The following is a 19,248-nucleotide window of genomic DNA, read 5'->3' on the forward strand; positions in this document are numbered from 1 at the left end:
AAGGGCCCGCCCGATCTGTCAGACCCTCTACATAGGACAGAATGTCCTCCGGGAAAAGACGGGCGGGCCCGATCATCACGACGGCAGGCGCAGCTCCAGCCAATGCACCGCCAGCTTGATACGGCCACCGGTGAATGTGCCGCCTTCGGAGGTGATGATCAACGGCTCGGCCGCATAATAGGCCATCGGGCTGCCCAGCAGACCCCGCGCCCAGGAGCCCTCCTGCTTGCCCAGACCCTGACCAAAGCGGTTCAGCGCCCCTGCCGTCCCCAGACGCCAGCCGGTCAGCGCACCGGTCAGCGGCGCCGTCACCCGGCCCACTGCGCCGATGACCAATGCGCCCGCCGGGATGAAGATGGTCGTCGTCGCCGTGCTGCCCGTGCCCAGGGTCACCTCGCCTTCGGCCATGCCGGCCATCAGACCCGATCCGCCGCCGCCCAGGCTCAGCGCGCCGACCGCCCAGGAGGTGCCGTCATAAATCGCCCCAAGCCCGCGATCGGTCACATGGGCGCGCATCCCCGGCGTCGGCGTCAGAAAGATCCAGCCGCCATTGGCGCCGACCGCGATGCGCCCTGCCTGTCCGACCCAGGCACCCTGGGGCGAGACCGGCACGCCCCAGCACTGACCGTCCAGAACGGTGGTGGGCGGCGTGGCCTCCGACACGCTCTGCAGGACCAGGTTCACCATGCCGTCCAGCCGCATCAGCGCCTCGTTGACGGTGACGTGCTTCTGCGCCTGAGCGGGCTGCAGCAGCGACATCTGAAGGCGGGTGGTTTCACTGGACATCAAAGTCTCTCCTTGCAAAGGGGCCGCGCCCGAAGGTCTGCGACAATTGGGCCAGCTCGACCGTGACAGGGCCGGGCTGCAGCTGCGACCGGATGGCGTCCGGCATGGTCCAGGACGGCGTCGCGGTCTGGACTTCGGTCACCAGACGCCCGGCCTGGACCAGCCGCAGCAGATACCGCTCGGACTCCTCTCCCAGGGGGATGTCGGGACCGTCCCAGCCATCGCCCTCGACCCGGCTGCGCCGAACCCAAGTGATGTCGCGCCCGTTCATCCGCAGATGACAGGGCGCATAGGGACGCAGGCCGATGCCCGGCGCGACCGTCATGCGGCTGCGATAGCTGGCATCATCCGGCGACCGCAGCGCCGGACCGACGCGCCAGAACCGCTCGGCGCCCCGCGACGATGGCGGCAGATCCACCTGCCGCGGCCCGCCGTCCAGCAGCACGACCAGGCTGCCCATCGGCCAGACATCCGGCATGATGCCATCCGTCCCGGCCTGACCGCGCAGGCGCCCGCTGATCTCCCAAACGTTGGGGGCGACCAGTTCGGCGCGTGCGAATTGCATCACCTCCCACCGGTCGATGCTGCCATCGCCGATGGCCAGCGCATTCGCCCCCGACAGCAGGGCGCGTTCGGTCACCGAGCGCAGCGGATCGGTGATCAGCCGCAGCTTGAGTGGTGCGCCCCGGTCGATCACACCGGGCCTTGCGCGCATCAGCGGCGTCAGCGTCCGTCCGATCAGCGAGCGACGCTGCAGCATCAGGTTCAGCTCGAACCCACCCTCGGCCTCGGCTGACCCATAGGCGGCGACGGAACCCGGCCACGGATGCGCGGCGACCGCCAGCCAGGGAGCATGCGGCACCTCGTCTCCGCGCAGCAGCGGCAGGTCCATGAAGACCGGGAAGACCGGCATCGGCGGCAGATACCGCCCGATGCCGCCCTGATCTTCATGGCTCAGACGCGGCGCATAGAGGCCCGCATCGACCCGCACCGCGTCCACTGTGATGGCCCCCGCACGCTCGACCCGGTCGATCCGCCAGCGGTGGGCCTCCTGCCCCGGCATCCGCGACAGGACGACATCGCCCGGCCCCAGATCGGCGCGCGACGGCGGCAGCACGAACCGCGCCGTATCACGCGCGACCTCGGCCTCGGCGATCCAGCGATCGGCAATGGCGCGACCCTCGGGACGTGTCAGCACCATCGCGAACTCGCTCTCGGAGACGGCGCGGCGCCCGGCATCGGTCAGGCTGGCCTCGGCCGTGGCCACGGCATAATCGCCGCCCGCCGCGACATGGCTCAGACGCAGCTGACCGACATTGGAGGCCTCGACTTGGCGCACCGTCTCAAAGCCGCGCACCTCTCCGGCCACGGCCAGATCGTCGGGACCGATCTCGGCCCGCACCAGCCCGTCCCGCGCCACAAAGCGCAACATGCCGTCACGCTCGACCGCGTCAAAGCCATGCGCCAACATCAGCGGCTGCAGCGCCGCGCGCCCCGATTCCGACCCCTGCAACGCATAGCCGCGCACGACCCCGGACAGGCGCGAAACGTCAACTGCCGTCACCCCAGCCGCCCGGCAGATGTCGCGCACGACCGCGCGCAGCGTCACCGCCCCGGCGCGTCCGTTCAACCAGTGGCCGCGATCCCAGGCCGGACCATCGGACCACAGGTCCGACCGTCCCGGAAACGCCGGATAGGGCCGCGCATCCCAGCACCAGACATGCGCACGGTCCACGTCCAGCATCCGCATGCCGTCGGCATTGACCGGGTTGTTCTCAGGGTCCTGCCAATGCGCCATGGTCGCTTCGACATAGGCGGCCTGGATCGCATCATTCCGCGTGCCGTTGGAGTAATGCGGCAGCATGCTCTCGGACGACATCGCGTCCAGGAACTTGTTGGGCTGGTTGCTGGCCTTGTCCAGCGCCGCGCAGCCGAATTCCGTGAACCAGATGGGCTTTGAACCCGGAACCCACGCCGTCGCCGGCACCTGCCGCACGCCGCCGGGGCGGTTGTAATGCAGGTTCTGCCACCACCCCTTCAGGTCCTTGTAGCGCCAGACCCAGGCCTCGTCATAGAACCCGTCGGTGATCGGCGTCCGGATCTGCGCATCGCGGTCGGCGTCGCTGGCATAGTACCAGTCATAGCCCTCGCCACCCGCCACGTTGGCGCGCAGGTACTCGATGTTGTCGATGCGCCCCCAGGACGCATCAAGGTGATCGTCCCCATCGCGCCAGTCAGACAGCGGCATGTAGTTGTCGATACCGATGAAATCGATGTTCGGATCGGCCCAGAGCGGGTCGAGGTGAAAGAACAGTTCACCATTGCCCGGGTGATGGCCGAAATACTCGGACCAGTCGCTGGCATAGCCGATCTTGACCTCCGGCCCAAGGATGGCGCGGACATCCGTGGCCAGTTGGCGCAGCGCCGCCACTGCGGGATAGCTGTTGTTCGGCCCCCGGATCTGGGTCATCGCAACCATCTCCGAGCCGATCAGAAACGCGTCGATGCCCCCCGCCGCCGCACAGACATGCGCGTAATGCAGGATGAACCGGCGATAGGACCACTCCGCAGGACCGGAATAGCTGATGGTCTCGCCATTGCGCGTGAAATGCTCGGGCATCGCGCTGCCAAAGAACGTGGCCACCTGAGACACGGCCGCCGTCGTGCCATCGGTGGTGCCCGGACGGCCCGGTGCGACGCTGGTGGTGATCCGACCGCGCCAGGGCATGACCGGTTGCTCCGCCGCGCCGTACGGATCGGGCAGGCCGTTCCCGGCCAGCTGCTCCATCAGGATGAACGGATAAAAGATCGCCTTGCGCCCCGAGGCCGACAGCGCCCGCAACCCCTCGATAACCGACCGGTCCGACGGCGTGCCGCCATAGATCGGCCGGCCATCCTTGCGCGACATCTCGGCCGCCTGGCTACGTGTGAAGCCCCCGGCGCGCCACGGCATCTCGGACCCGTCGACCTCCTTGAACTCGACCTTGGGCTCAACCTTGCACTGACCGATGCGCAGATCGCTGCCGAACCAGGACACGATCAGCGACACCGACCCCACATTCGGCAGTTCGCGCCCCAGAACGTCCAGCGACGCCTGGAAATCCGTGCCGCCCATGGGCGTGTTGGTGTTGAAGCTGCGGCTCTCGCCTAGGTCGCCGCCCTCGGTCACCGCCGTCGTGGCCAGCGAATATTCCCCCGTCCCGGGAATCAGCGCCACCGCCCGCACGTCGCGCGACAGACCGCTCCCGTCACGGGCCGGGCAGGTCACCTCAAAGCTCAGCTGAGGTATCCGGTTGCCCCACCGCTCCAGGCTCAGGTTCTCCAGCACGACATAGGCGGTGCCGCGATAGGCGGGCGCCTCATCCCCCTCGATCGCGGCGATCACCGGATCGGGCATCTGCGCGTCGCCTCCGCGATAGATGCGCATGTTCAGATCGCGCTGCGCGATCTCCTCTCCATCGGCCCAGACCCGACCAACCGACAGGATGCGTCCCTCGGCCAGCGCAAGCGCGACCGACAGCCGATAGCTGATCTGCGTGACCTGGGTCGAGGGCGCGCCCTTGCCGCCACCGACGCTCTCGCTGCGCGTCACCTCCTCCAGAGGGGACGCCCAGATCACGTGGCCCGGCACCCGCATCTGTCCCCAGATCCGGGGAATGGCCATGCCCTCGCCGGCAGTCTGGATGCGCAGGCGGTCGATGCGCCCGGTCTCGACCGCCTTGGCACCCCCGCCCAGCAGGCGCTGATCGATCGCGCGGCCCAGCATGGCCCCCGCCGCGCGCCCTAGCACAGCGCCCGACAGGCCCAGCACGGCGCCGCCAAAGCCCGCCCCAAGCGATGCACCCACGGCAGACAGGACAATCGTGGCCATAAGGGCCTCCTTCGTTCGATTTGGTCAGGGAAAGCGGAACCGCGCGACGATCCGGGACCGCCACGGCGGCGTCAGCGGGCTTTCGATGACACCATGAGAGGTATAGGCATGCAGAAACTGCGGCGCCTCGTCTGCCTGGGACAGGATGCCCAAATGCTTGGCGATGGCCCCCTGCCGCATGCGGAACAGCAGCACCTGGCCAGGATGCCAGGGGTCTGCCGGATCGACGGCGGCCAGATGGCGCATTGCCGCGCGCATCAGCACTTCGGACGGGCCGCATTCGGCCCAATCGGCGGTATAGGCGGGGGGCGTCTCCGGCTCGGCCCCATAGAGGTCGCGCCAGACGCCGCGGATCAGGCCCAGGCAATCCGCACCGCACCCGCGCACGCTGGCCTGATGCACATAGGGCGTGCCCAACCACAGCCGCGCGGCGTCGACGATCGCCTCAGACACGGCGCCCGCCCACCTGCGGGGCCATCAGCCAATCCTCGGGCGGCAGATGCGGAAAGCCCCGGAAGTTGAGGAAGTTCGCGAATTTCAACCGGCACGTTCCGGCCGCCTTGTCGCAGCCCGCCGTCAGTCGGATCTGGTCGCCCTGCATCGGCAAAATGCCCAGTGCAGACCACAGCTCGATGATCCGGCGGCCATCCGGGCGCGCCGTGTCGTTTTTGACGGTGCCCGACAGACCTTGGGCTGGACCGGTCAGAACCTCCAGGCGGCCATGCTCGAACCAGGCGGCGTCAAAGGCCGGAAACCCCGTGAAAGTGAAAACCCGGCCCTCCTCCATGATCTGCACCTGGCGCTGAACGCTCAGCGTCTCGGTGCCCAGATCGACCTTGCAGGCCCCGTCGCCCAACCGCGCGCTGCAGCGCGGATGATAGACCCGTCCTTGCGGCGCGTTCAGCGCCTCGGACAACCCGCGCAGCTCGGCGCGGAATGCGCCATTCGCCCGCGACACCTCGCCCAGAGAGCCGCGGAACACCAGCCGACGGACCGAGACATCGGACCAATCCACCTCCCACAGGCGCAGTGACGCGTCATCCCACCGGCCCGCCATCAGGTCGCGCTCGGTGATCGCATCGTCGTTCAACGCGCCCAACGCCTCGGAATTGTCGACCGACAGACCGGTCGCCTGCACCAGCGCCCGCGCGCTCAGACCCCGGTCGGGGCGGAAGGTAACACCACCAAAGGTCAGGGGCCTGTCATGGTCGGTAAATCCCAGGGTCAACCCGTCGGCGCGGCGGATCGACCAGGCGCGCGCCAGCGTCGTCGTGACGGTCATACCCGCACCTCCACCACCGGAATATCGGGGACCTGGCCCGCCTGAAAGGACGCGACGGACACTGCGATCCGGTCGGTGTCGAACCGCACCGGCACGTCGAACTCATAGCCCGCGCTGATATCCGCGCCAGCCTCGGGCGCCTCGTTGAAGATGATGCGCCCGGCCGCGTGATCCACCGTGTAGTTGATGTCGGGAAAGACCTCGTCCCCGCCGATCCCGGCACGGACGGACCCTGCGACCGGTTTGGTGATGGGTCGGTGATAGACGGCCGCCCCCGACCGATAGGCCTTGCGCAGCGTAAAGATGCGCGTCTGCCCGTCACCCACGGCAATGACCTGGTCGCCAAAGGCGGGTGCCGCCGAGGGAAGGCAGCTCTTGAAGTCCGACCAGTCCTTCCAGCGGAACCCGTGCAATTGCCCGGCCCGCGCCTCGAAGAACGCAATCACGGCCGACAGGTCGTCCAGCGACCGCAGCCCCATCCCCGCATCAAAGCGGCGCAACGCATGGGCCCAGGGCGTGTTGCGCTCCTCGAAACCGCTGGCCAGTGCCACGATCTCGGTGCGCCGCTCGGGGCCACCGATAGCGCCGAAGGACAGCGTGGTAGGAAATCTTACCTCGTGAAAGGCCATCGCATGCCTCCTTTCAGCTGTTGCGGTCGCCGCGCGCCAGAACGCGCGACATCTGGGCCGCGATCTGCGACTGGCTGCGCTGGAACCCGGCCACATCGGGGGTCTGGATGTTGAAGGTCACATTGACCGCGCCACCTCCTCCGGCCGCGGCCACGCCCAGCTTGCCGTCGGGACCGCGGCGCAGGGGCATGATCGCCTCGGGGCCCGCCTCGCCCATCAGGCCCGTCCCGCCGCGCATCGGAAAACCCGTCGGGCCGTCGACCACACCGCCTGCCATCGGACGGCCGCCCGCAAAGGCCCCGCCCTTGGCAAAGGGTGTCACCCCACCCAACAGCATGCCGCCCAGCCCCCCCGCGATGGAGCCCGCCAGCGCATTCTCCACCGGTTTCATCGCAATCCCATAGACGGTGTCGGCCAGCGACCGGCCGATCGATTTCAGCGCATCGGACAGCTTGCCGCCGTCCAGCACCAGCCCTTCGATGGCCCGGCCCAAGCCTCGCTCCAGCCCCGAGGACAGCGTGCCGACCTCGCGGCTGGTGAACATCATCGACTGGCGCAGACGGCCCAGCTCCGCCTGGAACTCCCCGGTCATACGCGCATTGCGGCCCAGATCGTCGTCCAGCTGGTCCAGGATCGCGCCAGCCCCCTCACGTGTCGTCATCTCGGTGGTCCCCCGTCGGTTCTGCCAAGGACGCGTCCGCAGCTGCGGGCGCGTCGGGATATCGGGCCGCCAGATCGGCCAGCCGGTCACGGTCCATGCGGGGGCTTGCGGGGCCGATCCCCAGCATCAGCGCCAACTCGGCCGGGGTCAGCGCCCAGAACTGGTCGGGATGCAGCCGCAGCCCCTGCAGCCCGGCGCGCATCAGCCCGGCCCAGTCCAGGCCCGCCTGCCCCCCGGTCATGCCGGTGCCCGGAACGCCAGCGCCAGCAGCCGCGCGGCAATCCGCGCGGCCTCCAGCGGGCCGCCCTCGATCTGGACTGCCAGCAAATCGCCGGCCTGACCGGTCCAGCCGCCGCCCCGCAGCCCGGCGACCAGAACCGCCAGGATCTCCCTGCTGGAGATGCGCCCCTCGTCCAGGCGCGCGACCAGCCCGGTCAGACCATCCGCCTGCAGCTCCGTCTCCAGCTCGGCCAGCGCGGCCAGGGTCAGCCGCGCGACATGCGGCTGACTATCCAGGACCAGCGCGACCTCGCCGCGCATCGGGTTGACCATCACAGCGCCACGAAGGTCAGCGCGCCCGCCGATGCCAGCGACATCTCATAGGTCGCCTCGCCATCATAGCTGCCCGCATATTCCAGCCCCGTGATCTGGAACGGCCCCTCGACCCGACCGAAATCGGGGATGATCACCTGACAGCGCGGAATTTCGCCGTCAAAGAACACCTGGCGCGCCCGCCCGTCGGTCGCCATGTCGCGGAACACGCCCGACCCGGCGATGGAGGCGCTGCGCACCCCGGCACCCGCCAGCAATTCGCGCCAGCCGCCGGTGCTGTCCAGGCTGGTCACATCGACGCTGTCCGCGTTGAAGGACAGGCGCGTCGCGCGCAGACCCGCCACGGTCTCGAACGCGCCGTCGCCGGTCATGTCCATCTTGATCAGCAGATCACGTCCGCTTTGCACTGCCATAATCCTGTCTCCTCAGTTCAGATCGACGCGCGCACGAAAGGTCAGATCGACCTGCCGCGCCGCGCCGCTTTTCATCCGGCGCGCGGATGCGCGCAGGAACCACAGCCCGGCCAGACGCCCGCGCGACAGCTCCAGGCCGCCCGCCTCCAGCGCGTCGGACACGGCGGCGGCTGCGGCCTTGACCGCGCCAAACCCCGCGCCGCTGTCGCTGCCCGCCATCACCGAGATCACAAAGTCATGTCGCGTCCCCCGCGCGGTGGCATCCCCCGCCTCGCGCACCTCCTCGGGGCCAAGCGACACATAGATCCCGCTCGGCGCCGACACCGGCATCGCATCAAAGATCGCGTCGCCCACCAGATCGGCCAGCGCCGCATCGGCCCGCAGCCGCTGATAGACCGCCGCCTGCAAGGCGACCCCTGCCCCATAGCTCATGTCAGATCCTCCTCGCGGGCAAAGCAGTCCAGGAACCGGCCCGTGGCGTCGCTTTCGGCGACGGCCTCGACCACGAACAGCCGCGGGCCATGGCGGAACCGCTGTCCCGGACGCGGGCGGCGCGGGTCGCCGACGGGGGCGCCGCGCACCGTGATGCGCCACTGCACCACGCTGATCATGCCCGCGCCGGTGCCGGTCTCGCGTGCCGACCGGGCATCCATCCGCGCGTAAAGCCACCCTAATCGTCGCCAGGACACCGCGAAACCGCCCAGCCCATCGGCTGCCCGATCCGGCGTCTCCAATGCTAGGCGGGTGCTCAGATCGGGAACCGCCATCAGCGCCACTCCCGGTTGCCGCGCCCCGCCAAGGTGCGGACAGCGCGCCATTTCTCGATCAGCGCGCTGACCCCAAAGGGCATCGCATGGCTGCCCTTGTCCTGGCTGCGGTCATCGTAATACCGCGCGGCCAGCAGGATCACCGCCTGCGCCAGATCCGCGGGCACCTGCGCCCAGACATCGCCGAACCCCGCCAGGAAGGTCACCGTGACCGATCCCCGACGCGGCACATGCGGCAGGATCACGCCCGTGGGCAGGATCATCGGCCGCTGTACATCCGGCACCAACCGCCACCCTTCGACCGGCAGGGCTGTGACGATCCCGTTGCCATCGTCGATCTCGATGCGTTCGACCGAATGCACCGGGGCCAGCGGCAGCGACTGGCCCAACCTGTCGCGCCAGTCGTCCAGCTGCATCCGGAACCGCCGCTTCAGCAGCACCTTGCCGGTGCGGCCCTCGATCGTGGCGATCGCGGCACGCAGAAAGCCCGCCAGCGCCGCCGTCTCTGCGGCGTCCTCCGGTCCTTCGAACCCCTGGGCCAGACGCAAATGCGCGCGCAGGGCGGCCACCGGCAGCGCCTCTGCCGCAGGCGCCGTTTCCTCTATCAGCATCATGTTGCGAACCTCCCGTCGTGCCGTCCGCATGTTCCACCTGGTGCGAGGCCCCCGAACGGGGCCCCTCCTGCGTTTCAAGCCTGCGGAATCAGGGCGCGCCCCGCGCCAGCCATCAGCGCGCGCGGACAGTTGCTAAACCGGAATGCCCGGCACCTGACGCGCCCCTTCCTCACCCGATCCCCGCGGAGATCAGGCGAAGCGCAGCAGCTTGACGGCGCGGAAGTCGGTGACCCCGCCGCCGACACGCTTGGTGGCATAGAACAGGACATGCGGCTTGGCGCTGAACGGATCGCGCAGCACCCGCAGGTCGGGACGCTCGACGATCGTGTAGGCCGCGCGGAAATCGCCGAAGGCCACCGCAAAGGCGTTTGCGGCGATGTCCGGCATGTCCTCGCTGATCACCACCGGATAGCCCAGCAGCTGGGGCACCTGGCCCGCGGTCAGCGCGTCGCTCCACAGGAAGCGGCCGTCGGCGTCCTTCATCTTGCGGACGCGGGCGGCGGTTTTGGAGTTCATCATGAACGAAGCGTTCGCGCGATGCTGAGCGCCCAGGGCATAGATCAGGTCGATCAGGCAATCCATCGGCGCCGCCGCCGGGAAGTTGCCCGACAGGCCGGTGTTCACGAACCCGATCTGCGCGCCGGTGGCGGTCGCATCCGCCGCGGTGGGATAGGACAGAAAGCCGCGCGGCTTGTCCACGCCGTCGCCGCGGACAAAGGCGAAGGCCTCGGCCCGCGAAAAGCGGTCCGCGATCCGCTCGGCCAGCCAGCCCTCGACATCGAACGCGGCGTCGTCCAGCAGGCGCTGGCTGGCCTTGGGCATGGCCGACAGCTCGTGGACGGGGATCGCGATGCGGTCCAGCTGCGAATTCGCGGTCTCGACGCTGGCCGCCTCGGTGGCCCAGCCCGATGCCATCTCGCCCTTCTCGACCAGCACCTCATAGACGCTGCCCTCGATGGTCACCACATTGGCCAGGCGGCGCAGCGAGGTGGTCGAGAACAGAGAGTTCTGCACCGTCTGCGCGACCTGGGGTGCGGCCAGAAAGCCGCCGTCACCGGCAACCGATAGGGCCTTCTCCTCGATCGCCAGGCCGCGCAGGCCGTCGTCGTCGCCATGGCGCAGATAGGCGTTGAACGCCTTCTGATGGGGCACCTCGACCTCGGCCGTAGCGGACAGGGGCGCGCGGCCCCGGATGGCGGTCTTGCGGTCGATCATGGTCATGCGCTGTTCCTGTGTGTTGAGCTTGGTCTGAATGTCGTCACGAAAGCCCTTGAGTTCGTTAACGAACCCCATCATGGCTCCCTTCAGGTCGGCGGGCATGTCGCCCCCGCCCGCGGCCTTCACCTCGGTCATGGTCGTCTCCTCGTTTGGTGATCGGGGCCGCGCCCCTGTTGCCGGACGGCCCCTCGGGGCAGGTCCGAACCTGTGGACGGACCGGGCGCGCCCGGTCCGAAATCTCATGCGCCCCGCAGGGCTTGGGCCGCCTGGTGGAACAGGGCCGCGACCTCGCGCAGCTCATCCGTTTCCTTGCGGTCCACCTTGGCCTCGGCCAGCATCGGAAAGGTCACCAGCGACACCTCCCACAGCTCGACCTCGGCCAGAACGCGGCGCCCGGCCTTGTCCCGCTCGGCCCGCAGCGTGCGATAGCCGATGGACAGCCCGTCGATCGCGCCCGCCTGGATCAGGGCTGCGGCCTCGCGGGCCTGGGCCACGTCGGGCAGCAGGCGGCCCTTGACCCACAGGCCCTTGCCGTCCTCGCGGACCTCGTCCCAGACACCGATGGGGCGGGTGGGATCGTGCTGCCACAGCATCCGCACCTTGTCGCCGCGCCCCGCGATCCGCGCCAGGGACGCTCCAAACGCCCCCGGCAGCACCGCGTCGCCGCCCTGATCGGTCAGGCCGAACAGGCTGGCATAGCCCTCGATCACCTGCCCATCGGACAGGACCGGCGGCCCGCCCGTGAACTTCACCTCAAGTCCCGGAACCATTCGTCACACTCCCTTCGGCGCAAATTCCAAAATTCCCTGGATGGCCTGGGTCAGGATCACGGCGACCACGCCATAGACCGTCATCCACAACCGCCGCTCCAGGCCCTCGATCATGGCCTCGATGCGCTCGAGGCGCTTCTCGACCTGGCCGAATTGCAGCGCCATGATCCGCTCCTGCGCCTCAAGACGCGGGTCGTGCCACAGCCCGTCCTTGACGAAACGCGACCCCTCCATGCCTCACGCCCCATCCAGGGGCGGCAGGCCCAGCAGCGCGCGCTTTTCCGCATCCGTCAGAAAGCCGGCGCCGCTGATGCGCGCCCATTGCTGGTTGCGCTCCTCGGCCAGGGCGGGGATCTGGTCCAGATCGGGCCGCAGCTCGATCTCGGCGCCCAGATGCTCGGACAGCCACCACGCGACCGAGGCCGTGACCCGCGTCACCAGCGGCAGAACCGTCAGGCGATAGAACGCCCGATGCGCCTCCGCGTAATTCGCATAGGTCGCATCGCCGGGAATCCCTAGCAGCATGGGCGGCACGCCAAAGGCCAGCGCGATCTCGCGCGCCGCCGACAGCTTGGTCTCGTGGAACTCCATGTCGGACGGGCTGAAACCCATGGGCCGCCAGTCCAGCCCCCCCTCCAGCAGCATCGGGCGTCCCGCATTGCGCGCGCCCTGATGGTTCATCTCGATCTCGCCCACCAGGCGGTCGTACTGCTCGGGGCTCAGCACCCCCTGCCCGTCGACACCCTTGTAGATGATCGCGCCACTGGGCCGTGCCGCGTTGTCCAGCAGCGCCTTGGACCAGGCGCTGGCGCTATTATGCACGTCCAGCGCCACGGCGGCCGCCTGCAGCGGCGACAGACCATAATGGTCGTCCTGCGGATGGAACGCCTTGACGTGGCAGATCGGATCGGGGCTCCCGGTCATGTCGAACCGGTGCTTGCGCCCGCCCACCGCATATTCATAGGCCACCGGCCAGCCATCCGCGCCGGGCACCACGCTCATGCGGTCCGACCGCAGCACGTGCAGCTCTTCGGGAACGCCCGACCCGTCCAGGCCGACCGCCTCCAGATAGCCGTTGCCCGACAGCAGGATCTGCCCGAACAGCGCCTCGAACAGCTCGGCCCGGCCTTGTCCCGGATTGGGCCGGCGCAGCAGGTCCAGCACCGGATGCACCTCATAGCGGTGGTCGCGATCCGCGCAGATCATCGGCACCGCGGCCGCCGCCTCGGCGATCAGGCGCACGCTGCGAAAACCGACCGGGTTGCCCATGAAGCCGCTGCGCGTCAGCGTGCCGGGGTCGCGCGCCGACCAGACCGGACGCCCCGACCCGCTGGCGAATGCCACGACCCGGCCCGTGGCGCTGGCCTTCCTCTCCGGTGCGGGGGATGACTTCTCCTCCCGCGAAAACAATCGAAACGCCATGCTCGCCTCCATGCCTCAGCCATGCGAAAGGGCCGCCCCCTGCGGGACGGCCCTTCGTCGGTCCGACCTCTCGGACCCGGTTACAATCGCCGCATCTGCGGCCTGCGCCACCCGGCGGCGGGTTCTATCATCAGCTCGTGGATGGCCCAGACCAGGGCATCCAGCCGGTCGGGGCTGCCGCGCCCCTCGAACCCGCGCACCGTCATCTGGCACAGCTGGTCCTCCAGCGCGCCCAACGCGCCCTTCAGGTGCTTGACGCGACCCTGCTCGTACAGCGCCGCGACAGGCTCGGCCCGCAGACCCTTGCCCCGCGATGCCCGCAGCGCCTTGAAGGGCACCAACGGGTCGATCTGGCGCACCACGCTCTCGACCAGATCGCCACCCTGGTTCACCTCGGCCACCAATTTCTCGGCGCCGTGGCGATCCATCGCGGCAATTGCGGCCCGGGCCCAATCGGTCGGCCCGCCCCGGACGCTGGCATCCTCCAGCACATAGGCGCGCCAATCCTTGGGCTCGCCCTCGGTGACGACGCCCGCCACCACGATGCCGCATTCGTCGCTGGCCCGTCCCCCGGTGACCGAGGGGTCGACCGCGACGACGATCCGGTCCAGCTTGGGCACAGTGGCCACCCGCGCGCCTTCCAGCATCGCCGTCGTCCACAGCGCCCCCTCGACATCGTCCAGCAGCACGCCATCCAGCTCCTGCCGCCCCAACCGGGTGCCGCCATAGCGGGTCTGCACCTCGGCCAGGAAACTCTCCGCCAGATAGGCGCGGTTCGCATCCGTCGGTGCATGGGTCACCACCGTGCTGGCATTCCCCAGAATGCGCTTGAGCACACCGACATTGCGCGGCGTGGTGGTGACGACCTGCTGGGGATGCTCTCCAAGACGCAGCGCAAACTGCAACATGTCCCAGACATCCTCGGCCTTCTTCCACTTGGCCAGCTCGTCCACCCAGGCCGCATCGAATTGCGGCCCGCGCAAAGCCTCCGGCTCATGCGCGCTATAGACGGTGGCCGTCGCACCGTTGGCCCAGACCAGACGCTTGCGCCCGGCCTCCCAGATGGGCCGACGATCGGGGGGCGAACAGGCCAGGATGCCGCTCTCGCCGAAGACCATCACCTCGCGCACCTGGTCGAAGGTCTCTCCGACCAGGGCCACGCGATGACACTTGCCGGGCGCCGCGGCCGTGGGCCCCTCGACCAGGCCGCGCACCCATTCCGACCCGGCGCGGGTCTTGCCCGCGCCGCGCCCGCCCATGATGACCCAGCTTTTCCAGTCGCCCTCGGGGGGCAACTGGTGCGGCAATGCCCAGAACTCGAACAGCCAGGGCAGGCTCATCAGCGCATTCTCCGACAGGCTGCCCAGAAAGTCCTCGACCTCATCCGGCCCGGCGGAGGCAAGCCAGGCGGCGCCCGATCTCGTCTCTTGCTGCGCCAAGGTCAAGGCTCCCCCCTCCGACGCCGCCCGCGATGTCCTTGCGAAGTTTGTCAACCTTGATCCTTTCCGCCATCAGCAGCTGGACGGCCTCGCGGACCGTCTTTGCCGTCTCCATGGCCTTTTTCAGCTTGGCGGGGTCCAAGTCCCCCGATTTCAGCGTCTCAAGCTCGGCCTGATGTCCCCGCAGGTCCTTGACGTAATCCCAGAACAGCCAGCGCAGGACGTCGATCTCGTCCTCGCCCTCGGCTATCTCGGGCATCCGGAACCCCGCCTTGTCAGGCTGGGTGCCAGTCACGAAAGGTCCTTCGGTTTCCCCGACCCCGCCCCACTCCATATCGTTCATGCGATCTGCCCCGCCTCGTGTCCTGTCCGCACGAGCCAAGAAACGAAAAAGCGGCCCTAGGGGTCACCCCCCGGCCGCTTGCCCACCTCTTCCAGCATGTTTAAGTTCTACCTTGGGCCGTTCGCAAAGTCAACGACTAAACCTGGGCGTGCATTTCTCTGGCGCAAAACCCTGTCGGAACAAAGGCCTGACACGCGCAACACCCCCTGCGCACGCCGCGCAACACCCCCGGGAATCACCCCTTGGCGGCGGCAACAAAGGCGCGGATCAGCGCAACATCCTTGACCCCCGGCGCCGATTCCACGCCGGAACTGACATCGACCACGGGCGCCCCGGTCAGGCGCACGGCCTCGGCCACGTTGTCCGGCGTCAGCCCGCCCGCCAGCATCCAGGGCCGCAACCACCGCCGCCCGACCAGCAAACGCCAGTCAAAGGCCAGCCCGTTTCCGCCCGGCAGATCGGCCCCCTTGGGCGGCTTGGCATCCACCAGCAGCATGTCGGCCACGACCCCGTAATCGACCAGCTGCGCCAGATCGTCGGGGCCGGACAGGCCCACGGCCTTCATCACGGGCAGGCCGGACAGTGCCTTCACCTCGGCCACCCGCGCCGCAGACTCGTGGCCGTGCAGCTGGATCACATCCAGCGCCCCGGTCGCCAGAACCTCGGACAACAGCGCATCGGTCGGATCGACGAACAGCCCGACACGCGCCACCCCCGGCGGCACATCGGCCACTAGACGCGCGGCCTGCTGCGGCGTCACCGCCCTCGGCGATTTCGGAAAGAACACGAAACCCAGAAACCGGGCGCCCGCCTCGACGGCCGCCGCCACATGCCCAGCCTCGCGCAACCCGCAGATCTTGACCTCGGCCAAGGTCAGCGCACCGCGGGCAGTGTCGTGGCCGGTGCGGCGTTCGGCTCGTCCAGAATCGCCAGAACCTCGTCGCGCGGGGCGGCGTGGCGCTGGCGCAGCTGCCCGACCTCGCCCTCCAGCCGTGCGACCTCGGCGCTGTGGCGGCGCGCCTCACGGCGGATATGCCCCTCGCGCAGCCATTCCCAGATCAGCCCTGCCAGCATCCCCAGTGCAAAGGCCACAAAGATCACCAGGAACAGCGGCAGGGTCACCGACCAGGTGCCCCCCAGATACTGGCCGAAATTGGCCGGAAAGGCCGACAGCGCGACCGCCTCGCGGTTCGCCAGGGCCACGGCCACCAGCACCAGCGCAAGCGCTGCGACAAAGATCAGACGGATGAAACGCATGAGGGTTCCTCGGTTGCAGCGGGCCGGTTCAGGGGGTCACGCATCGCCGTTCAGGCGATCGCGCAGCAGCTTGCCGGTCTTGAAAAAGGGCACGTGCTTTTCCTCGACCTCGACGGATTCGCCGGTGCGCGGATTGCGCCCCGTGCGCGAATCGCGCTTCTTGACCGAGAAGGCACCAAAGCCGCGCAGCTCGACCCGATCTCCGCGGGCCATCGCGTCGATGACCTCCTCAAAGATGGTGTTCACGATCCGCTCGACATCGCGCCGGAACAGGTGGGGATTTTCGTCGGAGATCTTCTGGATCAGTTCGGACCGGATCATGCTTTCCCCCAAATGGACGGGCTTTCCTGCCGTGGCCGTCAGGCCGCGCAGATGACAGGACAGCGCCTTACCGTCCTTGCAAGTCACGATCAACGCCCGACAGAAGTCACTGGTTTCATAGCGTTGCCAGCTTTGTCGCAGAGGCGCAAGACGCTTGGCGCAGCCGTGATCGGGCGGCGGCAAGAAAAGGCCCGCCCCGGACGAACCGGGACGGGCCAAGGTCTGATGGGGCGGACCCGATCAGCTGTTGCGGTTCAGCGCCGCACCCAGGATGTCGCCCAAGGACGCGCCCGAATCCGAGCTGCCATAGGTGTCGATCGCCTCTTTTTCCTCGGCGATCTCGCGGGCCTTGATGGACAGACCCAAACGGCGGGTCTTGGTGTCCACGTTGGTGACGCGGGCATCGACCTTGTCGCCGACATTGAAGCGCTCGGGGCGCTGGTCGGCACGGTCGCGGGCCAGATCGCTGCGGCGGATGAACGACTTGACGCCGTTGAACTCGACCTCGATGCCACCCTCTTCGATCGCGGTGACCTCGGCGGTGACGATTGTGCCACGCTTCACGCCATCAACGGCCTCGGCCATGTTCTCGTTTTCCAACGATTTGATGGACAGGCTGATGCGCTCCTTCTCGACGTCCACGTCCTGGACGACGGCCTTGACCGTGTCGCCCTTGCGGAAGTCCTGGATCGCATCCTCGCCACGGGCATCCCAGCTGATGTCCGACAGGTGAACCATGCCGTCGATGTCGCCGTCCAGACCCACGAACAGACCGAATTCGGTGATGTTCTTGACCTCGCCTTCGATGACGGTGCCGGTCGGGTGCGTTTCGGCGAACACTTCCCACGGGTTGCGCATCGTCTGCTTCAGGCCAAGGGACACGCGGCGCTTGGCCTCGTCGATCTCCAGAACCATCACTTCGACTTCCTGAGAGGTCGAGACGATCTTGCCCGGGTGGACGTTCTTCTTGGTCCAGCTCATTTCCGACACGTGGACCAGACCCTCGACACCGGCTTCCAGCTCAACGAAGGCGCCATAGTCGGTGATGTTGGTCACGCGGCCCTGATGGACCGACTCGATCGGGAACTTGTCGGCAACCGTATCCCACGGATCGGCCTGCAGCTGCTTCATGCCCAGGCTGATGCGGTGGCTGTCCTTGTTGATCTTGATGACCTGGACCTTGACGGTCTCGCCGATCGCCAGGATCTCGGACGGGTGGTTGACGCGGCGCCATGCCATGTCGGTGACGTGCAGCAGGCCGTCGACGCCGCCCAGATCAACGAACGCACCGTATTCGGTGATGTTCTTGACCACGCCGTCGATTGACTGACCTTCGGTCAGGTTCGCGATGACTTCGGCGCGCTGTTCGGCGCGGCTCTCTTCCAGAATGGCGCGACGCGACACGACGATGTTGCCGCGGCGACGGTCCATCTTCAGAATCTGGAACGGCTGCTTCAGACCCATCAGGGGGCCGGCATCGCGCACGGGGCGCACATCGACCTGCGAACCGGGCAGGAACGCGACAGCGCCGCCCAGATCGACCGTAAAGCCGCCCTTGACGCGGCCAAAGATGGCGCCTTCGACGCGCTCTTCGCTCTCGTAGGCCTTCTCCAGACGGTCCCAGGCTTCCTCGCGGCGGGCCTTTTCACGGCTGATCGACGCTTCGCCGCGGGCGTTCTCGACGCGGTCCAGATAGACCTCGACCTCGTCGCCGACGCTGATGTTGGGCTCTTCGCCGGGATTGGCAAATTCCTTCAGATCGACGCGGCCTTCCATCTTGTAGCCGACGTCGATGATGGCCTGACCTGCCTCGATGGCAATGACGCGGCCTTTGACAACGCTGCCCTCGTCGGGGGTGTCAATCTCGAGGCTTTCATTCAGAAGGGCCTCGAACTCCTCCATAGTCGCTTTAGCGCACATGCGTATGCAGTATCCTTTGTGTCTGTTTTCCGGCCTGACGGTTGGCTCCGCCGGTCTTTATGATGCCCGTGGGGCAACGCCAAAGGGTCGCGGCGTGACGCCCGACCCGATGGAAAGCGGTCTGTTCTGACCATGTCGCCCGTGTGACTGCGGTCCCCTTACGCCGGATCGGCGTGAAATTCAACGCCTAAACGCGCCGCCACACGCCCGACGCCCGGCTATAGCGGCTGACCTCGGGTTCGCGGAAATCCGTCTCCGCCATCGGCGCGACATGCCGCTCCAGGCACAACTCCGGTCCCTCGATGCGCATCAGCGCGAATTCGTTCTGCCCGTCGCTGATCCGCGCGCACAGCGCGCTGCCCGACTGGATCTGCAGCACGCGCGGATGCCGCCCCGTCTGCAGCAGCGCATCCACCGCCCAGCGATGCAGGTGACCCGACAGGACCACCTGCACGCCCGACGCCTCCAGCCGGTACAGCGCCTCGTCGGCGCGCCGCGCCGGGGCCTTGGTCACCTCGGGCAGCTGCTGAAGCGGGTGGTGCAGGGCGACGACATTCGTACCCATCGGATCGACATTGCCGATCGCGCGGCCGATCTCTCCGTCGCGGATCTTGCCGCGCTGCCAGGCATAAGGGTCGGCGCTGTTGATCGCCATGACGCGCACGTCATCGGCCCGCGCCACGGGCGTCAGCACCGGCCCGAAATGCCGCCGATAGCCCGCAAAGGGCCAGAACATCCGCGCCAGGGGATTCCACAGCGGCACGTCGTGATTGCCGGGCATGCAGATCAGCGGCGCCTCGATCCGGTCCACAAAGGCGCGCGCCTCGCGCATCTGCGCCTCCAGCCCCCGATGAGTGATGTCGCCGCCCACCACCACCAGGTCGGGGCGCAGGGCCGCGATGCGCGCCAGCAGCGGCTGGACCAGCGCCTGGCGGTGAAATCCGAAATGCAGGTCGGTCAGATGCAGGATGCGCGTCACGACG

The 19,248-nt window shown here is 68.1% G+C and carries 23 protein-coding genes; all 23 read right to left on the minus strand.

Features of this window, described 5'->3' with window-relative positions; genetic code table 11:
• Positions 1 to 75: 75 nt before the first annotated feature.
• On the minus strand, positions 76 to 786 hold the full coding sequence (locus tag ABS73_RS04850) for a DUF2793 domain-containing protein (protein WP_277024210.1): 711 nt from the start codon (positions 784 to 786) through the stop codon (positions 76 to 78).
• Positions 776 to 4,657: a baseplate multidomain protein megatron gene (locus ABS73_RS04855; RefSeq protein WP_277024213.1), complete on the minus strand. Its 3,882-nt coding sequence runs from the start codon at positions 4,655 to 4,657 to the stop codon at positions 776 to 778. The genes ABS73_RS04850 and ABS73_RS04855 overlap by 11 nt, the downstream gene beginning before the upstream one ends.
• A 24-nt stretch (positions 4,658 to 4,681) precedes the next feature.
• Positions 4,682 to 5,110 (minus strand): NlpC/P60 family protein, encoded by a 429-nt coding sequence (locus ABS73_RS04860; protein WP_277024217.1) that lies wholly within the window; start codon positions 5,108 to 5,110, stop codon positions 4,682 to 4,684.
• A complete protein-coding gene (locus ABS73_RS04865; protein WP_277024219.1) occupies positions 5,103 to 5,939 on the minus strand; it encodes a phage/gene transfer agent baseplate hub protein in 837 nt (278 codons plus the stop codon). The genes ABS73_RS04860 and ABS73_RS04865 overlap by 8 nt, the downstream gene beginning before the upstream one ends.
• On the minus strand, positions 5,936 to 6,568 hold the full coding sequence (locus ABS73_RS04870; RefSeq protein ID WP_277024222.1) for a DUF2460 domain-containing protein: 633 nt from the start codon (positions 6,566 to 6,568) through the stop codon (positions 5,936 to 5,938). The genes ABS73_RS04865 and ABS73_RS04870 overlap by 4 nt, the downstream gene beginning before the upstream one ends.
• A gap of 13 nt (positions 6,569 to 6,581) precedes the next feature.
• Complete coding sequence (locus tag ABS73_RS04875) at positions 6,582 to 7,229, minus strand: RcGTA-type gene transfer agent tail tape measure protein (RefSeq protein WP_277024224.1); 648 nt, start codon at positions 7,227 to 7,229, stop codon at positions 6,582 to 6,584.
• The gene (locus ABS73_RS04880) at positions 7,216 to 7,470 is read right to left on the minus strand and encodes a rcc01693 family protein (RefSeq protein WP_277024225.1); all 255 of its coding nucleotides are present in this window, start codon (positions 7,468 to 7,470) and stop codon (positions 7,216 to 7,218) included. The genes ABS73_RS04875 and ABS73_RS04880 overlap by 14 nt, the downstream gene beginning before the upstream one ends.
• A complete protein-coding gene (locus ABS73_RS04885; protein ID WP_277024226.1) occupies positions 7,467 to 7,781 on the minus strand; it encodes a gene transfer agent family protein in 315 nt (104 codons plus the stop codon). Before ABS73_RS04885 ends, ABS73_RS04880 begins: the two co-directional genes overlap by 4 nt.
• Complete coding sequence (locus ABS73_RS04890) at positions 7,781 to 8,194, minus strand: phage major tail protein, TP901-1 family (protein WP_136855859.1); 414 nt, start codon at positions 8,192 to 8,194, stop codon at positions 7,781 to 7,783. The genes ABS73_RS04885 and ABS73_RS04890 overlap by 1 nt, the downstream gene beginning before the upstream one ends.
• Positions 8,195 to 8,206: 12 nt before the next feature.
• The gene (locus tag ABS73_RS04895) at positions 8,207 to 8,626 is read right to left on the minus strand and encodes a DUF3168 domain-containing protein (protein ID WP_136855860.1); all 420 of its coding nucleotides are present in this window, start codon (positions 8,624 to 8,626) and stop codon (positions 8,207 to 8,209) included.
• On the minus strand, positions 8,623 to 8,961 hold the full coding sequence (locus tag ABS73_RS04900) for a head-tail adaptor protein (RefSeq protein WP_136855861.1): 339 nt from the start codon (positions 8,959 to 8,961) through the stop codon (positions 8,623 to 8,625). Before ABS73_RS04900 ends, ABS73_RS04895 begins: the two co-directional genes overlap by 4 nt.
• Positions 8,961 to 9,575, minus strand: a complete 615-nt coding sequence (locus ABS73_RS04905) for a head-tail connector protein (protein WP_277024228.1) — start codon at positions 9,573 to 9,575, stop codon at positions 8,961 to 8,963. Before ABS73_RS04905 ends, ABS73_RS04900 begins: the two co-directional genes overlap by 1 nt.
• Positions 9,576 to 9,764: 189 nt before the next feature.
• Entirely contained in the window at positions 9,765 to 10,928 is a 1,164-nt protein-coding gene (locus tag ABS73_RS04910; protein WP_277024231.1) for a phage major capsid protein, read from the minus strand.
• A gap of 104 nt (positions 10,929 to 11,032) precedes the next feature.
• Positions 11,033 to 11,563: an HK97 family phage prohead protease gene (locus tag ABS73_RS04915; RefSeq protein ID WP_277024232.1), complete on the minus strand. Its 531-nt coding sequence runs from the start codon at positions 11,561 to 11,563 to the stop codon at positions 11,033 to 11,035.
• A gap of 3 nt (positions 11,564 to 11,566) precedes the next feature.
• Positions 11,567 to 11,797 carry a GTA head formation protein, RCAP_rcc01685 family gene (locus ABS73_RS04920; protein ID WP_277024234.1) on the minus strand — a complete coding sequence of 77 codons (231 nt, stop codon included), beginning with the start codon at positions 11,795 to 11,797 and terminating at the stop codon, positions 11,567 to 11,569.
• Positions 11,798 to 11,800: 3 nt separating this feature from the next.
• Complete coding sequence (locus tag ABS73_RS04925; protein ID WP_277024237.1) at positions 11,801 to 12,985, minus strand: phage portal protein; 1,185 nt, start codon at positions 12,983 to 12,985, stop codon at positions 11,801 to 11,803.
• An 80-nt stretch (positions 12,986 to 13,065) separates the two neighbouring features.
• The gene (locus ABS73_RS04930) at positions 13,066 to 14,424 is read right to left on the minus strand and encodes a DNA-packaging protein (protein ID WP_211243649.1); all 1,359 of its coding nucleotides are present in this window, start codon (positions 14,422 to 14,424) and stop codon (positions 13,066 to 13,068) included.
• A complete protein-coding gene (locus ABS73_RS04935) occupies positions 14,366 to 14,719 on the minus strand; it encodes a permease (RefSeq protein ID WP_136855868.1) in 354 nt (117 codons plus the stop codon). The genes ABS73_RS04930 and ABS73_RS04935 overlap by 59 nt, the downstream gene beginning before the upstream one ends.
• Positions 14,720 to 15,002: 283 nt before the next feature.
• Positions 15,003 to 15,644 (minus strand): phosphoribosylanthranilate isomerase, encoded by a 642-nt coding sequence (locus ABS73_RS04940; RefSeq protein WP_277024311.1) that lies wholly within the window; start codon positions 15,642 to 15,644, stop codon positions 15,003 to 15,005.
• A complete protein-coding gene (locus tag ABS73_RS04945) occupies positions 15,641 to 16,024 on the minus strand; it encodes a LapA family protein (protein WP_277024241.1) in 384 nt (127 codons plus the stop codon). The genes ABS73_RS04940 and ABS73_RS04945 overlap by 4 nt, the downstream gene beginning before the upstream one ends.
• A gap of 36 nt (positions 16,025 to 16,060) precedes the next feature.
• A complete protein-coding gene (gene ihfB / locus ABS73_RS04950; protein ID WP_136855871.1) occupies positions 16,061 to 16,345 on the minus strand; it encodes an integration host factor subunit beta in 285 nt (94 codons plus the stop codon).
• Positions 16,346 to 16,585: 240 nt separating this feature from the next.
• A complete protein-coding gene (gene rpsA / locus ABS73_RS04955; protein ID WP_136855872.1) occupies positions 16,586 to 18,265 on the minus strand; it encodes a 30S ribosomal protein S1 in 1,680 nt (559 codons plus the stop codon).
• Positions 18,266 to 18,452: 187 nt separating this feature from the next.
• Positions 18,453 to 19,244, minus strand: coding sequence for a metallophosphoesterase family protein (locus ABS73_RS04960; protein ID WP_277024245.1), 792 nt, complete (start codon positions 19,242 to 19,244; stop codon positions 18,453 to 18,455).
• Positions 19,245 to 19,248 lie beyond the last annotated feature (4 nt).

This window comes from Paracoccus sp. SCN 68-21 (assembly GCF_001724535.1).
GTDB classification, from domain to species: Bacteria; Pseudomonadota; Alphaproteobacteria; order Rhodobacterales; family Rhodobacteraceae; genus Paracoccus; species Paracoccus hibiscisoli.